The sequence below is a fragment of the Streptomyces sp. R33 genome, from assembly GCF_041200175.1.
GTDB classification, from domain to species: Bacteria; Actinomycetota; Actinomycetes; order Streptomycetales; family Streptomycetaceae; genus Streptomyces; species Streptomyces katrae_B.
This window is the reverse complement of record NZ_CP165727.1, coordinates 1,115,008-1,132,422: the sequence shown is the minus strand read 5'-3', so window position 1 is coordinate 1,132,422 and position 17,415 is coordinate 1,115,008. Positions and strand designations below refer to the sequence as shown.

Sequence of the window (17,415 nt, the reverse complement as noted above, 5' to 3'; positions counted from 1 at the left end):
GGGAGTGCGTTTGGAGACGTCCCAGAGGATGAGCTTGGCATCATGGCCCCGGTGGCGATCATCCGTCCGTCGGGGCTAAAGGCAAGGTCAAACACCCCGCGGGTATGGCCGCCGGTCAGGCTGCCCAGTAAGGTGCGCGTGCTGACGTCCCAGAGTGACAAACCCATCGCTAGGGTCAGCCCGTCCGGGCTGAATAGGCAGGTGGTTCCCCCTGCATCGCCGACCAAGGTCGCGAGCTTCTTGTGAGTGGCGATATCCCAGAGGGTGCACTTACCGGAGGGGTAGGAGTGAGTCGTCTCGTCGATGCCGGGGAGGGCGAGAATGCGACCGTCCGGGCTGAAAGCGGGAGTTCCGGTTTCCGTACGGCCGCCGAATGTGGCTCCGGGTGCTCCTGAGGTCAAATCCCACAGGACGACCCTGTCAATCTCCACAACCGCGAGACTTCTCCCGTCAGGGCTGAACACCGAGGAATAGGCGGTACGGCTGCCGTGTAATGCGCGAGGAGGGGACGCCCTGCTAGAGACCAGATCTCGCAGGAGGAGTTGGCCGCCCTCTCCGCCTGTCGAGGCGATGGTGCGTCCGTCGGGGCTTAGTGCCAAGTTGGTCACCCCCTGGCCCGGCCCGGTCAAGAAGCGCTCCACGCGTTGGCTGCGCTGAAGCTGCCGCAAAAGGTTGGACCTGGCCTCGTCGGTGTCGCTGATCTTGAAAGAAGCTGCGCTGAGTAACATCGCTGTCTGTAAGTCACTCTGGCTCCTCAACTCGGCGGTCGCCGCTAGCTGTCGCGAATTGGCAACGGCGAGTCGTTTCAGGGCCAGTTGTCGCTCCTTGAACGCGAGGATTGCCGATCCACTTGCGATGAGCGTCAGAGCTGTGAGCACAGCGAACACGCCACGGATCACCCGGTTTCTCTGCCGGTGCTGCCGTACGTCCTCGCCTTCTAGCTCGTCAACTTGCCGACCATGGATTGGTGCCGCGAGTTGGGCAACACGGACGCGGAACTCCGCATTTCGGAGATCGAGTTGATCATCATCTCTCGCCCAGCCAAGGTTGATATATGCCGGCTCATGGCTAAATACGCCGTGGAGTTTCGGGGGAAGGGCGATGGTTTTCTCCCCGTCTTGGCCGGGGTCCCTGACTACCCATTTGAAGACGCAAGCCTCGTCGTCCCATTCAATTTCTCCATCCGTGAGCACGAGGAACAGGTTGCGACCCGATGGGTCATGCTCCAGCCAACAGGCAATTTCCTTATCAATCCATTTCGATTCTTTCGTTTCCGGTGACATCAAGAGAATGAAGAATATGGATGTTCTTAGTGCACGCTCGAGAGACGGCCACATCTCCGGACTCGCCGCGAGGCTTGCCTCGTCCCGGAATACCCTTAGGGCTCGCAGTCGATACCAGGGGCGCGCGAAGGAATGAAGGCCGTCGCGCAATGCGGAGGCAAGGGCGGCGTCTGCCTTTCGGCTGTACGAGATGAATACGTCATAGCCGGCCGGTTCGAGACTCGGCCAAGGAGTTGAGGGTCGCCGAAGCCGGGAAAGCAGTGATGATCGCAATGCCATTTAACTAGCCCCTCTCTGCATCCGGACAGGCGTGCTGGGGATTGCGGAGCAGCGTCTCGGTGGCGGCCTTGTCGTCTCCGCTGTATTCGCCGTTCCGGCCCCCGTCGGCCTTCCCGGCCGAGATCGTCTCGGCTGAATCCGGCCCCGCGAGCTCCACCTTTCCGTCACGGAAGGTACGTTCAGCGTGCAAGGCCCGCTCCCATTCTGCTTCGAAGTCTTACGCGGCGCTGTCCGGGTCCGAGTCGTACGGTGGTCGGCGAAGGTCTGTTCGGCGTCATGCGGCGTTCCCAGGTGGCGGGGTCTGTACCGTCCGCACCATCCTTCCGTCATCGTGTGTCGCCGTCTGCTACCGAAAGAGTGAGGGGAGCGGCGGCCTGCATCAGGATTCGGCTGGGAATCGCAATAGTTGAAAGCGAACATGAACCGGCCCGCTCCTTACCGTCACAGGCCGAGGCGGAGACCCTGATCAGCGACCAGCGGCGTATGGAGCACTCTGAGAACGTAACGGCAAGTGGAAAGTCCCGGGTGTACGAGGCCTGCGCCGCAATGACTCGCAGAACCCGTCAGCCGCGGCGGCCCTGTCGAGGGAGGACTCGGCTCGGGCGGCCATCCTGGTGAAGGGTAGATTCTGCCCGTTCGGCGTCCGTACGATCGCCGGCCGTCCCTGCCGGTACGTGGGCGCCTGGCGACCAGTGCACGTGCGCATCGGCTAAGAAGCCATCTCATTTGGATGGTTGGGTAGGCTGTCGGTCGTGGCGAGGATTGTTGAGCGGCTGGTGCCGGATGAGTTGTGGGAGCTGTTCCAACGGGTGGTGCCGGAGGCGCCATCGCGGCCTCAAGGCGGTGGCCGACGTCGGCATGGTGACCGTGAAGTACTGGCCGCGATCGTCTTCGTTGCCACCTCGGGTTGTACCTGGCAGCAGCTGCCCGCGGCATCGTTCGGGCCGTCGGGGGCGACAGCCCACCGACGCTTCTCCGAGTGGACGAAGGCCAGGGTGTGGGCCAAGCTCCACCGCCTGGTCCTCGACGAGCTCGGCGCCCGCGGCGAGCTGGACTGGTCACGCTGCGCGATCGACTCGGTGAACATGCGGGCCCTGAAAAGGGGGACCTGACAGGTCCGAATCCTGTCGACCGGGGCAAGTTCGGATCGAAGATCCACTTGATCACAGAGCGAACGGGTCTGCCCCTGTCCGTCGGAATCTCGGGGGCGAATCTGCACGACAGTCAGGCACTCGAACCCCTCGTACGCGGCATCCCGCCCATCCGTTCACGCCGCGGACGCCGTCGGCGCAAGCCCGCCAAGCTCCATGCAGACAAGGGATACGACTACGCCCACCTGCGGAAATGGTTACGTCAGCGCGGCATCAAGCACCGCATCGCCCGCAGAGGAATCGAGTCCTCGCAGCGGCTGGGCCGCCACCGCTGGACCATAGAACGGACCATGGCCTGGCTCGCCGGCTGCCGCCGCCTCCACCGCCGCTATGAACGCAAAGCCGAACACTTCCTCGCCTTCACTAGCATCGCCTGCACCCTCATCTGCTACCGCAGATTCGCCAAATGAGATGGTGTCTAAGACGCCTTGGGAGGCTTGCCGGCTCATGCCCGCCACCTCGGCCCCGGCCCACCCGCACATGGCCCGCGTCCACACAGTTGCCCCCCGGGGTATGTGCGCCCCGACCACCGCAGCACCCGGCAGGCCGGGCACGGCGTGATCCGAACCGCCCTGGTAGCGGGCCAGACCGAGAGGGTCAACTCTCCTCACTTTCAACGCAGTTGTTCACGCGGGATTCGCCGATCCGTGCGTGAATGGTCAACCGGGCGGGAAATGCTCCTGCTTGAGGGTGACCACGGGCGTGCTGGGGGGCATGGGTGGCTGTCGGGGAGAGAGTCTCAGGGGAGGAACCGTTCATCGAGGAGCCTCGGCTGGCCGTCCGGCGCCGGTCGTCCGGCTCGTGGTCGCGGCGCAGCGTGTTGCTGTTCTTCCTGCCCGTGCTGGCCACCGTACTGACGGGGCTCGCCACGCTGGCCGTGTCGGGCAATCTGCTCTTGCCCTTCGAGAGCGTCGTCGTCCTCGAGGGCAAGATGGCCTCCAAGCGGGACTTCTTCGAGGACGAGGAGGTCCAGCGGATCCTGCTGAAGCACCGCGTCAAGGTGCACATCACCAGCTCGGGCTCGCGCGAGGTCGCCCTGCGGGACCTCGGCGCCTTCGACTTCGTCTTCCCCTCGGGCCAGCCCGCCGGTGATCTGATCACCGGCGTGCGCGCTGCGGCCGGGCAGTACGCCAAGGTGCACCGTCCGTTCGTGAGCCCCATCGTGCTCGCGACGTACCGGGAGTACGCCGAGACGCTGTACGACGCGGGGATCGCCACCCCGCTGCCCGCGGAGGGCGCGGACCGGCCGCTCTACTACTCGCTGGACATGCAGAAGTTCCTCGACGGCATCGACCAGGGAAAGCGCTGGAACGATCTCGGCATCCAGCGGCACGGGATCTCCAACGCCAACCGGATCGTCGCCCAGAGCCCCGACGTGTGCGGCTCCAACTCGGCCGGGACCTATCTCGCGCTGGTCTCCTTCACCTGGCGCGGTGACGGTCCCGAGGTGCCCTCCAGCGATCAGGAGGCGAGCGGCCGCGCGCAGTCCGTCAAACACCTCATGGAGCAGGGCTTGCCTGCCGCCGACGTGTTCAGGACGTACATCTCGCCGGAGGGCAAGGGGATCGCCCCGGTGGTCGTGGCGTACGAGCACCAGTACCTCAGCTACCAGGTCCGGTACCGCGCCGAATCGGAGCGGCTCGACCGAGAGCGGGTGCTGCTGTATCCCTCCAGCCAGTTCGTCACCCAGCCCCAGTTCATCTCGCTGAACGCCAGGGGCGAGCGGCTCGGTGAACTCATGGCCACCGACCCGCAGTTGCGCCGGCGTGCGATGGAGCTGGGCTTCCGGATCCTGGACCCGGCCGGCCAGGTCGCCGGCGACCAGCTGTCGCAGTTCCTGACCGAGCGGAGCATCCCCGTGCCGGCCCTGCGGAGTGACAACACCCGCTCACCCATGCCCCGGATCCGCTATCTGGAGCAGATGATCTCCATCGTCGGCGACTGCCCGCCCGCCCAGCTCCCTGACGGGGCGCCGTGACGGCCCGTGGCACGCCCGGACGGCGCCGCCGCCGGACGCCGACCGCGCTCATCGTCCTGTGCCTGTGCGTGCTGGCCACGCTCACCGCCTGCACCGGGGACCGGGGTGAGCCGGTCACGCTGCGGGTGCTCGCCAGCTCGGAACTCACCGACATGCAGCCCCTGTTCGACGATCTGCGCCGCGAGACCGGCATCACGCTGACGATGGAGTACCAGGGCACCGTCGAGGCCGCCGCCTCCCTGGCCACCGGCCACTACCGGCACGACCTCGCCTGGCTCTCCTCGTCCCGCCCCTTCCAGCTCCTCCTGAAGGAGGCAGGACGGCAGACGGACGGTCCGCTGTCGACGAGCACCATGCGCTCGCCCGTCGTCGTCGGCCTGAAGCCCGAGGTGGCCCAGCGGCTGCGGAAGGCGACCGTCGACGGGCAGCTGTCGTGGGCGGACCTGGCGGACGCCTCGGCGGCCGGCACGCTGAAGTACGCCATGGCCGACCCGCGCAGTTCGAACAGCGGGCTCGCCGCGCTGGTCGGCGTCGCGACCGCCGCCGCGGGTACCGGCGGCGCACTGCGCCCCGAGGACGTCTCCTGCGACCGCCTGCGCGGCTTCTTCACCGGGCACGCGGTGACCGAGGATTCCTCCGGCCGCCTCACCGACGCGTACGCACGCCACCAGGACGGCCTCGACGCGCTGATCACGTACGAGTCCGAACTGCTCTCCCTCAACCGCGCGGGCACCCTGCGCACTCCCCTGGAGATCGTCTACCCGAAGGACGGCATCGTGCTGTCCGACTATCCGCTGATGCTGCTCGACCCGGCCAAGAGGGCCGCGTACGACCGCCTGACGGCCTGGCTCCGGAGCGAGCCGGTCCAGCGGAAGATCATGGAACGCACGCTGCGCCGGCCGGTCGACCCCGGCCTCACCCGCCTGCCCGGTCTGCGCGCCCCGCTCGGCAACGCCCTGTACTTCCCGGACAGTCAGGCGGTCGTCGACCGGCTGCTGGCCGACTACGCCGACGCGCGGAGCGCCCGCCCGGTGCGGGTGATCTTCCTGCTCGACTTCTCCACGTCCATGCGGGGCGAGCGGATCGCGAACCTCCGCGCCACGATGGACGGGCTCAGCGGCGCCGACGGCTCGCGTTCCGGCAAGTTCGCCCGGTTCCACCAGGGCGAGACCCTCACGGTGGTGCGCTTCGGCGGCCGCGTCCTGGACGAGCGGACCGTGACGTACACGGGGGCACCCGACCTGGAGCGGCTGCGCGACATCGTCGCCGCCGACACCTTCGACGCGGGCACCGCGGTGTGGTCGGCCCTCGACCACGGCTACCGGGCGGCGGCCGACGCGGTGGCCGAGGACCCCGCGCAGCGCGTCTCCCTGGTGCTCATGACGGACGGCGAGAACAACGCCGGGATGAGCCTCGACGACTTCCTCGCCCGATACGCGGCCCTGCCGGCGGCCGCCCGGGCGGTCCGGACGTACACCGTCCGGTACGGCGAGGCCGATCCGCGGGAGCTCGACCGGGCCGCCAGGGCCACCGGCGGGCACATGGCCGATGCCACCGGGCAGTCCCTTCTCAATGCCTTCAAGGAGATCCGTGGGTGTCACGAGTGAAGCGTGGTGGGCCGTGTGGTGGCCCTGGATGCTGCTGTGGGCGGTCACCGGGGCGGGCCTCGCGGCGCTCCTGACGGTGGGGCTGCTGCGGCTGGTCCGCGCCCGGCGGGCCGCCACCCAGGACCTCACGGACGGCATCTGCTTCTACCTGCACGACAAGACGGTCATGGACCACTATCAGATGGGCGGGTACACGGCCGCCCTGCGCAAGGAGGTCGAACAGCGCACCAGTGACAGCAAGGACGGCACCGTCCGCGCGAAGGTCTTCGGCGTCGGAGCGGACGGCGGACGCAAGGAGAACACCGAGATCGTCAGCCGCTATCTGGAGGTCGCGGAGCCGATCTCGGTGATCGGGCTGATCATGAAGGTGCTGGAGGAGAAGCGCATCATCGTGCACGTCGACCTCCCGAGCGGGTCTGTCGTCCGCAGCCCCGCGCTGCTGCGGACGGCCTCCGGCGCGCAGGGCGCCGTCCGGCTGCGCGACATCGAGGGGTTCGTACTGATCCGGGGCCGGTTCCGCGCCACCGGCGACGGCGGCCCGGAGCGGGGCGGCTCCACCGTGTTCCTCGCTCCGTACGGGGATCCTGCCGACCCCTCCCGGGCCCCCCGGGTTCGGATCTCCTGCGCCACGGAGGGCCTGCGCAACCAGGTCCCCCGGGGCACCTTCCTGGCCCGCTGTCTGGGCAAGGTCCAGGAATGGAACCCGGAGGAGGGGGTCCTCGAGGTCCAGGCGATGGCCGTCTTCCGCTGACTCGCGCAGCGTCCGCATCACGCGGAGACCGCCCCCCCCGGGGGCCGGTTGGCACGGGAAGTGGGCTCGTTCGGGGAATCACCTCGAAAACGCCGGGGCAGGCGGGGGGCGAGCGGGCACGGATGCGGTGCCCCCGCGGGAGCCGGACAGGCCCGAGGCACAGGTTCCCGCATCACGATCCGCCAGACCGAGGAGGCGCATCATGTCGCAGGTCAAGGAGTCGATCGAGGTCGACGTTCCCGTCCGGGCAGCGTATGAGCAGTGGACGCAGTTCGAGTCGTTCCCCCAGTTCATGGAGGGGGTCGAGAGGATCGAGCAGCGTTCGGACACCCTCACGCACTGGGTGACGAAGATCGCCGGTGTGGAGCGGGAGTTCGACGCGGAGATCACCGAACAGATCCCGGACACCAAGGTCGCCTGGGTCACGGTCGGTGGTGAGACCGAGCAGTCGGGACTGGTCACCTTCCGACCCATCGACCCCTCGCATACCCAGATCACGTTGATGATGGACTTCGATCCGGACGGGATGGCCGAGAACATCGGCGACAAATTCGGCTTCGTCGACCGCCAGGTCAAGGGAGACCTGAAGCGGTTCAAGCACTTCATCGAAGACCGGGGTACGGCCGCCGGGGAATGGCGCGGACAGGTCTGACCCCGGCCCCCCGGCTGCCCGGCTCCCCGCGTCCGGCCGCCCGCCCGTCCGGGCGGCCGGTGCGGCGGCAGCCGGGGCGCGCTCAGCCGGCCAGGGCGACGAGCCTCTGGTACGCCAGCTGGTCCGTCCGCCTGGCTGTGAGGTGGACGTGGACGTCGGCGAGGAACTCCGCCAGCGACGTGTAGCCGGGCGTGTAGGCCGCTTCGTCCTGCTCACTCGCCGCCGAGGGCACCCACAGGATCAGTACGCGCTCGTTCCTGCGCATGCCTTCCGGGCTGGCGAACGACAGCTCGTGGACGACCAGGCGCGGCTCGTCGACGGGCAGCGCCTGGAGCAGCTCATCGTGGGTCAGGTTGCCCTCGACCTCCGCAACCAGCCCACCCGGCGTGCCGCGGAGGATCACGGTGTTGGTCTCCCGCGTCTCCTTCAGACGCTGGAGGGCATCAAGGCAGCCTTCCGAAAGGCCGGCCGGGCTGTTCACACGGGCCTCGTTTCTCTCATGGCCGGAACCGGGGATCGGCAACTCGACCCCGGACGGGTTCGTCGGCTGGTCTGTTCACCTTCACCCGTGTTCCTTCCCGATCTTCCGCATCACGGTAGCCATCACACAGGACGGTCGGCGTTGGCGCGCCGGTGAGCGGGGCATCCGGCTTCTGCCCGCCCGGGCGCCATCCCCGCCCGGGCGGCAGCTTCAGCCCTCCACCCCCGTGGAGGTGTGCGGGGCGCCGACGGGCTTGGATTCCGGGGAACCGCGCTGGCGGAGATAGACGGACAGGATGGCCATGGCGGCCACGGCCAGGAGCTCGGACTGCCAGTTCTGCAAGGACCGGTTCCAGAAGTCGGCGGAGGCCAGATAGGCACCCCAGGAGATGGGGGCCTGGAGTCGACGCAGCTGCTGCTCGTCGTAGGCCGCCGTCCCGGCGATCGACTGCGCGAGCCAGGACAGGAAGAACAGCGTGGCCATCACGATGCCGAGGGACCGTGAATACAGCTTCTGGCGCCAGCCCTTGCTTCCGGCCCAGCGGGGCGAATCGGCTGTGGCGTGATCGCCGACGTGTTGCTCGCGGTCGCTTTCCGGTCCTGCTTTGTGGAGCTTCTTGGATTCCGGGGAACCGCGCTGGAGGAGCCAGACGGTCCCGAAGATGTAGAGGAAGAACTGCAGGAACTCCGACTGCCAGTTCTCGGAGACGTCGACGGCGAAGTCCGATGACATCAGGTACTCGCCGATCGTCAGCTGCTGCAGCCCGTCGACGGCGAGGTCTTCGTTGAATCCGGCATGCCCGGCGACTGCCTGGCCGGCCAGCACGAGCAGGAACGCGCCCCCGAAGGCGAGGGTGAGGCTGTTGTCCCGCCAGAAACCACCCGGCCGGTTCTCCCGTTCGGCGCTCACCGGTGCATCGCCCCGATCGCGATGAAGTAGCCGAGCCCGCCCAACACCGTCACCAGGCAGGCGCAGAACAGCACACGCACGTCAGCCTCCCTTCAGCGAACACCGGTACGGGTCGTCTTGGCGCTGCGGTGTGCAGTCGGCCGCGACCACCTTCCAGCCGTCGTCGAACTGCGACAGGAACAGCGTGTCGCCCTGCAGGCGCAGCATGGCCTGCCGCCCGTACACCTGCGTGCCCCGCACCTCGCCGGCTGACGGCAGCTCCTGGCCGCGCAGCGCCGGGCCGCACGGCTTGCCTTCGTCCTGTTCCAGCTGCCGCCTGGTCTGCGGCGCCAGCAGTGCGCAGGCCCGGGAGTAGTCCGCTGCGGTGAGGGATTCCTCGAAGGCCTGTCCGGCCTGCCGTGCGCCCTCCAGCCTGGCCGGAGAGGCTCCGCACCCGCTCAGCAGTCCCGCCAGGTCGACGGCCGCCGCGACCGCCACCGCCGGCCCGCGGGGTCCCGCGAACAGTTTCCCGACCGTCTTGCGGTCTCCGCGCAGCAGCACGATCGCGTCCATCGCCGTCTCCTCGGTCGCGGTGTACGGGCATCGGCGCCGATCGGGCACTGTCCTGACCCTTGCCGACCGGAGAGGGGAACCGGCCCATCCTCGTCCGGAAGCCCGAAGGCGGTGGCTCCACACGCCGGACGAGGCGGCGGCGGTCACTCGGCCGGCGGGTGAATGGCGTCGTCCTCGCCGGGCAGGCGCCCTACGGATCCGGCGGATCCGTGAACAGGTTCCGCATCCGAGCCGATTGGAGGAGGAGCCACCATGCCTCGCGGTTCCAGTCCCAAGCGTGAACGTCAGTACGAGCACATCAAGGAGAGTGCCGAGCAGCGCGGCGAGAGCACGAAGCGTGCGAAGGAGATCGCCGCACGTACCGTCAACAAGGAACGCGCCCGCTCCGGGGAGTCGAAGACCGCGAGCCGGTCCTCCACGCAGGACATGTCGTCGTCGAAGCGTGGTGGACAGCGCTCTCACACCGGCTCCCAGGGCCCGACGAAGGAGCAGCTCTACAACGAGGCGAAGCATCGGGGCATCGAAGGCCGTTCGAAGATGGACAAGGCGGAACTCAAGCGGGCCCTCGGCCGCTGACCGTCGGCTCGACGCTGGTGGCTCACGCGCATGGCCCAGAAGCGAAGGCTCGAAAAGGAGGGCCGGATAAGGCTCGGCGCCCCGGGCCGGCCCGTCCCGCGTATGCGGGACCATCGCCGGCCCCGTCGCGCGCGGCAGTCCGGTTTCATCTAGTTTGTCCCCGTACGGGATTCCCACGAACCAAGGAGTTCACCATGGCTGACAAGGGCAAGATGGACCAGGCCAAGGGCAAGGCCAAGGAAACCGTCGGCAAGGTCACCGGCAACGACCGGATGAAGGCCGAGGGCAAGACGGACCAGGCCAAGGGCAAGGCGAAGGAAGCCCTGAGCGAAACCGAGAAGCGCGCCCGCGGCATCCAGGATTCCCTGCGCGACAAGCGCGACAGGGCCTGACGCCGCCCCGGCGAGTCCCCACGGGCTCACCGGCGGACCAGGGATGCGGCCCCCGGCGCCTCGGCGTCGGGGGCCGCATCCTGTTCCGGCCCGGGGCAGGGGAGGGCTCCACACCCTCCGTGCGGCAAATGATGCGGGGTCCGACTCCGTGTGTGAGCGTGGACCTGCCTGTTCCGCGGGGTCGGCCCCGACGCACGCGGCAGGGCCCGGTCGAGGCGTGGTGCGGCCGGGTCCATGTGCACGAGAGAGGTAGCCCCTGATGGACAGCCAGGACAAGGACAGCCCGGTGGCCGAAGTGGTGGTGGCGGTCGGCGACTGCTCTGCGGAGGACGCGCGCGCCGTCCTCGACCTGCTCGAGCGTTCCTTCCCCGCAGAGGCCCGGGCGGGCAGCGCGGCGGAAGGCGGACGGGCCGCGACCGTGTGGAGCGCGACCCTCGACGCCGCGAAGCCGGCGGAGCGGAAGCCAACGCCCGTTCGGCTGAAGGACCCGGTCAGCGTCACCCTCCAGGGAGGCCCCCGCGCGGTGGAGCGGGTGCAGGCCGCGCTCGCCGGACAATTCACCGTCGAGGACATGGGAGCCGTATCGGGCGATCAGGAGAAGGAGATCGGACTCCGCATCCGTTCCTGAGAGCGAGCGCGGGGGCCGGGTGCGGGGGCCGGTCCACCCCGTCCGGCCCCGCTTGCGGACACGCGCCGCGTACGGACGCCGACACAGGGCAAACGGGGTGCATGACCGTACCCAAGACAACCGTTCTCGTCCTGGACAGTGCCGAGCCCGAGCTGCTGGCACGGTTCTACGCCGAGCTGCTCGGTGCCACGGCAGGGCCGGCACCGGGCGACGGGGAACTCCTGCTCGTCACCGGCCGCGGCGGCCTCGTCCTCGGAGTCCGCCGCGACCCGGACCACGCCCCACCGAGCTGGCCGCTCCCGGAGGGCTCCCAACAGGCCCATCTGTGCATCCTCGTGGACGAGAAGTCCCTCGACGAGGCCGAGCGCGAGGCCGTGACCCTCGGAGCCCGCCCGGTGGCCGCGGAGGACGACGGCAGCCTGCCGGGCAGCCGGACCACCCTGCGCCGCTACGCCGACCCGGCCGGCCACGCGTTCGCGCTCGCCGCCATCCGCGAGGACATCGTTCCCGGAGACACGCCCTGACAGCTCCTGACGCCGCCTGGGCGCCGCGTGGCTACATCGGGTCCATGGTTCCGCTGCCCCTCCCGTACACCTGCTCGCTCTTCTCGCGGATGCGCATGGCCCTGTCCCTCAGCCGCTGTCGTTCCACGGGATCCGTGGCGTGCTGCGCCGCCTGCTCCAGTTCTTGGGCCTTGTCACGCATCTCCCGAACCCGCTCGGGAGGCATGCTTTCCTCGCTCATGGTCAGTCCTTTCACGCGTGCCGATGGCGTCCTGCACCCGCCGCTGCGGGGGTCAGGGGTGGGGTGTCGAGGCCGGTTCCCTGGTGGAGGCCTTCGAGGAATGCCGCGACGGCCTCGGTGGCGGTGGTCGACGGCGTCCATCCCAGCTCGTCGCGGGCCCGGCCGGCGTCGAGCAGGGGGAGTCGCAGCACGGCGTCCAGCAGGCCGGGATCGGCCGGTACGAGGTGCACCCGCCAGGCCGCGGAGAGCGCGGCTCGGGCTGCGCCGGCCGGGAGCGGCAGCGTACGGGCGCGCAGGAGGCCCGCCACGGCGGCCGTGCTCAGTACGGGATCGGCCACCAGGTTGAACGGGCCGCGGACGGGGCGGACGACGGCCGCCCGGTACGCCTCGGCGGCGTCGTCGGTGTGCAGGGCCTGGAAGCGCAGGCCGGACACGGCGGGCAGCGCGGGCAGCAGGCCCGGCCGGATCAGGCGCCACGGCAGGAACCGCCCGCCGAAGATCCTGCCCTGCTCGCTCGCCGACTCCTTCTTGAACAGGAACGCCGGCCGCATCCGCACCACCCGCAGTTCGGGGTGGGCGAGTTGGAAGGCGTCGAGGTACCGCTCCAGATAGGCCTTCTCCCGGGTGTAGGCAGCGCCCGGCCAGCCGTGGGTGGGCCAGGACTCGTCGACCGGACGCCCGTCCTCCGGGCCGGGCGAGTACGCGCCGACCGACGAGGCGTGCACCAGAGCGTGCACACCGGCCCGTGCACACGACTCGAAGACGTTGATGCTTCCCAGGACGTTGGTCCGCCATGTGGCGACGGGGTCGTGGGTGGGCTGGAACTTCCACGCGAGGTGGACGACCGCGTCGGCGCCCGCGAAGACCTCGGTCAGGTCGCCGCGGCCCGGTTCGACGTCGGCTTCGATCCACCGCACGCCCGGGATGCTCAGGCCGGGCCGGCGACGGGAGACACCGAGCACGTCGGTGACCGTAGGGTCGGCCGCCAGGGCCTCGACCACGCTGGTGCCCGCGTTGCCGCTGGCGCCCGTGACGACGACTCTCATGACGCCCACCCCGCCCTTCGCGACAGCCGGTGGCGTGGCGTGCCGTCGGCGCGGCCCCGGCCGGCCGGGACGGAGCCTTCGGCAGCGGCGGTGAAGGCCCGGCCCGCGGCCTCCAGCCGCAGTTCCTCCAGGACGGCCGCCTGGCGCTGGGCTCGGTCCAGGAGCCGGGCGACGACGGCCGGGTCGAGGGGGGCTTCGGCGGTGGCGGCGAGGGTCCCCAGCGACCGCCACAGGGATGCCTTGCCCTCCACCCCGAGCCGCATGGCTTCCAGCTCGAGGACGTCGCTGAGGGGTGAGCGGCTCACCAGGCGGCCGTTGAGCTTGGCCCTGCCCGCCTTCTCGGCCAGACGGCCCATGACGACCCTGTGCCACTGCGCGGGGACGTCGAAGGCCGTCATGATCTCGCGCAGGCTCTCCCGGTCCTGGGCGATCTGCTCGGCCAGCGCGGCCAGGGGCACCCCCGCCGGGGTACCGCGGTGCGTCCGCGCCATCCGGCGGATGAGGGAGACGCCACCGCTGGCGCCCGCGAGGTGGTCGTTCAGATAGATCGTGAGGAGGCGGTGCCCGGTTGACGCGGGTGAGGAACGGGGTTCCGAGCTGTGGGGGCGGGTTTCCCTGGCATCCATGGCGCTGTTCCGATCGATGGGACGTGGAGGCTGCCGCCCGCGATGCACGGGGGTGGCCCTAGGCGTCTGACCGGCCTGGCGGCCTTCAAACCAGGAGTGCGGAGCGGGCCCCGGTGGAAGCCGTTCCTGCTGGTCAGCGCCCTTAATTGGACGTTCCGCCGATGGAATGCGACGTCCATGGTCAGGAAAGTACCTTGCGTGCGGACGCACTGAAACATTGGATTCCAAGGTCAGGATGTCGAGTTGCCCCCCGAGCTCCCCGAGCTCCCCGGGCTCCCTGGCGCTGGCCGCCCTGGCCCCGATGGACACCGGTCGGCCCGGAAGGAAGCGAAACGCATGGCAACCCTGCTCGACGGCTGCACGCCCTGGCCCGAGGAGTTCGTCGACCGCTACTGGGCGGCCGGGCTCTGGCGGGGCAACACACTGGACAACCTGCTGCGCGGCTGGGCCCAGCAGTACGGACCACGGACCGCGCTCGTGCACGGCGGCACCCGCATCACGTACGCGAACCTGAACCGGCGCGTGGACCGCATGGCCGCCGGATTCCGGCTGCGCGGCCTCCGGCCCGGGATGCGGGCCGTCGTGCAGCTGCCGAACGTGCCCGAGTTCGTCGTCACCGTGTTCGCGCTGATGCGGATCGGCGTGATCCCCGTGCTCTGCCCGGTCTCGCACCGGGCCTCCGAGGTGCCCGACCTCGTACGGGTCACCCAGGCCGTCGGGTACGTCGCTCCCTCGGTGTACCAGGGCTTCGACCACACGGCGATGGCAGCGGACATCGCGGCCCGATGGCCCTTCCTGCGGCAGGTGTTCACCTATGAGGCGCCGGGCGAGTCGTCCCCGTACGGCGGTCTGACGACCGACCCGTCGGGCTGCCAGTACTCCCCGCTCGGCTCCATCGACGCCGCTCCCGAGCCGGCGCTCGCGCAGAGCGCCGACCAGGTGGCGTTCTTCCTGCTCTCCGGCGGCTCCGCGGCCGTGCCCAGGCTCGTTCCGCGCACCCACAACGACTACGCCTACCAGGCACGGGCCGCCGCCGAGCTGGTGTCGCTCACCGAGACCGACGTGTATCTCGCTGCGCTGCCCGCCGAGTCCAACCTCGCCTTCGGCTGCCCGGGCATCGTCGGTACCCTCTCGGCCGGCGGCACCGTCGTCCTGCTCGAGAACCCGGAACCCGCCGAATGCCTCGCGGCCATCGAACGGGAGCGGGTCACCCTCACGTCGCTGGCGCCCGACGCCGCCCAGCGCTGGCTCGACGTACTCCCCACGGTCCAGGCCGACTTGAGCAGTCTGCGCCTCGTGCAGGTCGGCGGCGCGCCCTTGGACCGGGCGACCGCGGAGCGGATGGGCACCGAACTGGGCTGCCGCCTGCAGCAGGTCTTCGGCATGGCCGAGGGGCTGCTCACCCTCACCCGGCCCACCGATCCGGACGAGACCGTGCTCACCACGCAGGGCAGGCCGCTCTCGCCCGACCACGAGCTCCGCATCGTCGACGCCGACGGCAAGGACCTGCCCGACGGGCAGCCCGGCGAACTCCTCGCCCGCGGTCCGTACACCCTGCGCGGTTACTACAGGGCGCCGGACCTCAACGCACGCTCCTTCACCGCCGACGGGTACTTCCGCACCGGCGAACTGGCGCGGCGCACCCCGCACGGCGACCTGGTGGTGACCGGCCGCGTCGAGAGCGCCCCGGGCGGACCGGCCACGAGGACCCGTCCGGCCCGTGACGGACAGGGCGTCGGGCTCGCCGGCTCCCGGCACCCCTACGGGGAGGGCGGCGTGTCCTGGCAGGTCACGTCCGCAGCGGGCAGCCGGCCCGTGGCGAGGTACTTGTCGACCGTGGCGTCGGCGCAGGACGCCGGGTCGGAGAGGTACACACCGTGCTTCCGGCCGCCCAGCGCGAGCACCATTCGCGAGCCCTTGAGCGCCTTGTGCAGGCCCTGGCCGCTGGCCAGCGGGGTCGTCGGGTCCCACTCGTTCTGTACGGTCAGTACGTCGGCCCGGGTCTTCATGGGCGTCGCGGGCTCGACCGGCCGCTGCCAGAAGGCGCACGGCTTGATGTTCGACGCGAAGTCCCCGTAGATCGGATACTTCGCCTTGTCCCGCACCGCGTCCCGCGCGTACTGATCGGGGTCACGCGGCCAGCTGTCCGTGTCCCCGCACACGACGGACCAGTAGACGGCCGTGGCGTTGTCTCCGGAATCGGGGGCTGCTGCCGGGCCGGCCGCAGCGGTGTTCGGCCCGGAGGCGCTCCATGAGGAGGTCCGGGCGGCTGCCGGCAGCCGCTCCGGCTCCGGCGCGCCGCCGTCCGCCGGCGGGTGTCCGGTCTCGGCCAAGGCCTTCAGGAACCTGATGGCGGCCGAAGCCCCGTACGGGTCGAAGAACAGCGAAGGATCGGCCCTGAGATCGTCACCCGTGTACTTCCGCCCGTCGTGGACGATCGGGTCCCGGTCGGCACGCGCCACCAGGCCCCAGAAGGTGGCCGACACCTCTTCGGGCGTGGTGCCGAGCCCGTACCGGTCCGAGCGCTCCGCCGCCCACCGCGTCCACCGCGCGAAGGCGGGCTCCGCCTCGGTGCCCCACACCTGGATCATGCCGCGCCAGACGCGCTGCGGGTCCACCCCGCTGTCCAGCACGAAGCGGTCGGTGTGCTGCGGGAACATCTGGGAGTACACGGCGCCGAGGTAGGTCCCGTACGAGTAGCTCAGGTACGAGATCTTCCGCTCGCCGAGCGCCGCGCGGATCACGTCCAGGTCGCGCGCCGTGTTGCGGGTGGTGATGTACGGGATGACGTCGCCGGACTTCTCACGGCACTTGTCGGCGATGCCGCGCGCCCAGGCCACGTCCGAGGGGAAGGTCTCGGGCCGGTACGCACCGCCGATGCCGTGTTCGGCCCGGCTCAGCCCGCCGCAGGTGATCGGACTGCTCTCGCCGACCCCGCGCGGGTCGAAGCCGATGAGGTCGTACTGGTCCCGTACGTCCTTGGGCATGTTCTTGTCCAGCTGGACCGGCCGGGTCAGGGCGGGGGTGCCGGGACCGCCCGGATTGAAGAGCAGGACGCCGCGCCGCTTGGCGGGGTTCTCGCTCTTGATCCGGGATATCGCGAGGTCGAGCGTGCGGCCCTCGGGGTGCTGATAGTCGAGCGGCACCTTGAGGGTCGCGCACTCGAACGTCGCCGGCCGGTCCGGGCTGCAGCGGTGCCATGCCGGCTTCTGGCGCATGTGGCCGGGGGTCTGGGCGGCGGCTGCCTGATGTGCCGTCAGCAGGGGCAGGGAGGTCGCGACGAGTCCGACGGTGGCGAGCAGCGGTGCGAGGCGTTTCATGGGCGGGTGCCGTTCCTTCATCCGGTGAAATCGCTGGTGTGCCCACCTTGTTGCATCGGCGGGCACCGGCGAATCCCCTGGAAGAGCCGTCCCTGGTCCCTCTCCCGTACCACGTGGAATCAGGGCAGTTGGCCGGAATCCGGCCTGGCGATCCCTCCGCTCGGGGGGCGGGCGCCACCCCGGCAACGGCCGGATGCGCGCATGATCACCGCTGGTACGCGGGGGTACGAAGACCGCCTCGGCACCCGACGCGAACACCGCCCGAGCCGCGGGTAGTCCGGTCCCCCTCAAGTACGACGACGCCGCCGAACAGGGGACGCAGGCCCGGGGCCGGATGATGACTCGCCGACGTGCCGGACGCCACGTCCGGGATCATGGGCGTACTGTCCACGCACGCACAGACCGTCTGGAGTGGTTCCACCGTGAATCTCGTTCCGCCC

17 protein-coding genes and 2 pseudogenes are annotated in these 17,415 nt (G+C 69.8%); 10 read left to right on the top strand and 9 right to left on the bottom strand.

What is annotated here, in order from left to right:
- Nucleotides 1–53 precede the first annotated feature (53 nt).
- Both AB5J51_RS05685 and AB5J51_RS05680 read right to left on the bottom strand, forming a co-directional pair.
- Nucleotides 54–1,562, bottom strand: a pseudogene (locus AB5J51_RS05685) (TIR domain-containing protein); the annotation flags it as partial.
- A 4-nt stretch (nt 1,563–1,566) separates the two neighbouring features.
- Nucleotides 1,567–1,752 (bottom strand): hypothetical protein, encoded by a 186-nt coding sequence (locus tag AB5J51_RS05680; protein WP_369777028.1) that lies wholly within the window; start codon nt 1,750–1,752, stop codon nt 1,567–1,569.
- A gap of 571 nt (nt 1,753–2,323) precedes the next feature.
- Here AB5J51_RS05680 and AB5J51_RS05675 point away from each other — a divergent pair.
- The 5 genes from AB5J51_RS05675 (at nt 2,324) to AB5J51_RS05655 (ending at nt 7,701) form a co-directional block, all read left to right on the top strand.
- Nucleotides 2,324–3,123 (top strand): IS5 family transposase gene (locus tag AB5J51_RS05675; RefSeq protein WP_369780224.1). Its coding sequence is split into 2 segments (ribosomal slippage): nt 2,324–2,663 and nt 2,663–3,123, totalling 801 coding nucleotides; the frame shifts between segments, so codons are not numbered across the junction.
- Between the two features lie 407 nt (nt 3,124–3,530).
- Nucleotides 3,531–4,691 (top strand): hypothetical protein, encoded by a 1,161-nt coding sequence (locus AB5J51_RS05670; protein WP_240805232.1) that lies wholly within the window; start codon nt 3,531–3,533, stop codon nt 4,689–4,691.
- Nucleotides 4,688–6,298, top strand: a complete 1,611-nt coding sequence (locus AB5J51_RS05665) for a substrate-binding domain-containing protein (RefSeq protein ID WP_369777027.1) — start codon at nt 4,688–4,690, stop codon at nt 6,296–6,298. Before AB5J51_RS05670 ends, AB5J51_RS05665 begins: the two co-directional genes overlap by 4 nt.
- Nucleotides 6,282–7,049, top strand: coding sequence for a hypothetical protein (locus AB5J51_RS05660; RefSeq protein ID WP_234382381.1), 768 nt, complete (start codon nt 6,282–6,284; stop codon nt 7,047–7,049). The genes AB5J51_RS05665 and AB5J51_RS05660 overlap by 17 nt, the downstream gene beginning before the upstream one ends.
- A 202-nt stretch (nt 7,050–7,251) precedes the next feature.
- Nucleotides 7,252–7,701, top strand: a complete 450-nt coding sequence (locus AB5J51_RS05655; RefSeq protein WP_133895911.1) for an SRPBCC family protein — start codon at nt 7,252–7,254, stop codon at nt 7,699–7,701.
- Nucleotides 7,702–7,783: 82 nt separating this feature from the next.
- Here AB5J51_RS05655 and AB5J51_RS05650 read toward each other — a convergent pair whose 3' ends face one another.
- The 3 genes from AB5J51_RS05650 to AB5J51_RS05640 form a co-directional block, all read right to left on the bottom strand.
- Nucleotides 7,784–8,182, bottom strand: coding sequence for a cofilin family protein (locus tag AB5J51_RS05650; protein WP_053788114.1), 399 nt, complete (start codon nt 8,180–8,182; stop codon nt 7,784–7,786).
- A gap of 210 nt (nt 8,183–8,392) precedes the next feature.
- Entirely contained in the window at nt 8,393–9,091 is a 699-nt protein-coding gene (locus AB5J51_RS05645) for a DUF6766 family protein (protein ID WP_369777026.1), read from the bottom strand.
- Nucleotides 9,092–9,172: 81 nt separating this feature from the next.
- Nucleotides 9,173–9,643, bottom strand: coding sequence for a hypothetical protein (locus AB5J51_RS05640; RefSeq protein WP_369777025.1), 471 nt, complete (start codon nt 9,641–9,643; stop codon nt 9,173–9,175).
- Nucleotides 9,644–9,895: 252 nt separating this feature from the next.
- On the opposite strand from AB5J51_RS05640, the gene AB5J51_RS05635 reads away from it, so the two are divergent.
- The 4 genes from AB5J51_RS05635 (at nt 9,896) to AB5J51_RS05620 (ending at nt 11,763) form a co-directional block, all read left to right on the top strand.
- On the top strand, nt 9,896–10,219 hold the full coding sequence (locus AB5J51_RS05635; protein WP_369777024.1) for a plasmid stabilization protein: 324 nt from the start codon (nt 9,896–9,898) through the stop codon (nt 10,217–10,219).
- 194 nt (nt 10,220–10,413) lie between these two features.
- Nucleotides 10,414–10,611, top strand: coding sequence for a CsbD family protein (locus AB5J51_RS05630; protein WP_136223874.1), 198 nt, complete (start codon nt 10,414–10,416; stop codon nt 10,609–10,611).
- Nucleotides 10,612–10,870: 259 nt separating this feature from the next.
- Nucleotides 10,871–11,239: a hypothetical protein gene (locus tag AB5J51_RS05625; protein ID WP_369777023.1), complete on the top strand. Its 369-nt coding sequence runs from the start codon at nt 10,871–10,873 to the stop codon at nt 11,237–11,239.
- 101 nt (nt 11,240–11,340) lie between these two features.
- Nucleotides 11,341–11,763 (top strand): VOC family protein, encoded by a 423-nt coding sequence (locus tag AB5J51_RS05620; protein WP_053788119.1) that lies wholly within the window; start codon nt 11,341–11,343, stop codon nt 11,761–11,763.
- Between the two features lie 31 nt (nt 11,764–11,794).
- On the opposite strand, the gene AB5J51_RS05615 is transcribed toward AB5J51_RS05620, so the two are convergent.
- From AB5J51_RS05615 to AB5J51_RS05605, 3 genes are read right to left on the bottom strand one after another with little or no spacing between them, the layout of a single operon-like run.
- Nucleotides 11,795–11,983 (bottom strand): DUF6381 family protein, encoded by a 189-nt coding sequence (locus tag AB5J51_RS05615; RefSeq protein ID WP_053788120.1) that lies wholly within the window; start codon nt 11,981–11,983, stop codon nt 11,795–11,797.
- Between the two features lie 11 nt (nt 11,984–11,994).
- On the bottom strand, nt 11,995–13,029 hold the full coding sequence (locus AB5J51_RS05610) for an NAD-dependent epimerase/dehydratase family protein (protein WP_136223876.1): 1,035 nt from the start codon (nt 13,027–13,029) through the stop codon (nt 11,995–11,997).
- A complete protein-coding gene (locus tag AB5J51_RS05605) occupies nt 13,026–13,655 on the bottom strand; it encodes a single-stranded DNA-binding protein (protein WP_240805234.1) in 630 nt (209 codons plus the stop codon). The genes AB5J51_RS05610 and AB5J51_RS05605 overlap by 4 nt, the downstream gene beginning before the upstream one ends.
- A 336-nt stretch (nt 13,656–13,991) precedes the next feature.
- Here AB5J51_RS05605 and AB5J51_RS05600 point away from each other — a divergent pair.
- Nucleotides 13,992–15,164, top strand: a pseudogene (locus tag AB5J51_RS05600) (AMP-binding protein); the annotation flags it as partial.
- Nucleotides 15,165–15,415: 251 nt separating this feature from the next.
- Here AB5J51_RS05600 and AB5J51_RS05595 read toward each other — a convergent pair.
- On the bottom strand, nt 15,416–16,975 hold the full coding sequence (locus AB5J51_RS05595; RefSeq protein ID WP_136223878.1) for an alpha/beta hydrolase: 1,560 nt from the start codon (nt 16,973–16,975) through the stop codon (nt 15,416–15,418).
- Nucleotides 16,976–17,415 lie beyond the last annotated feature (440 nt).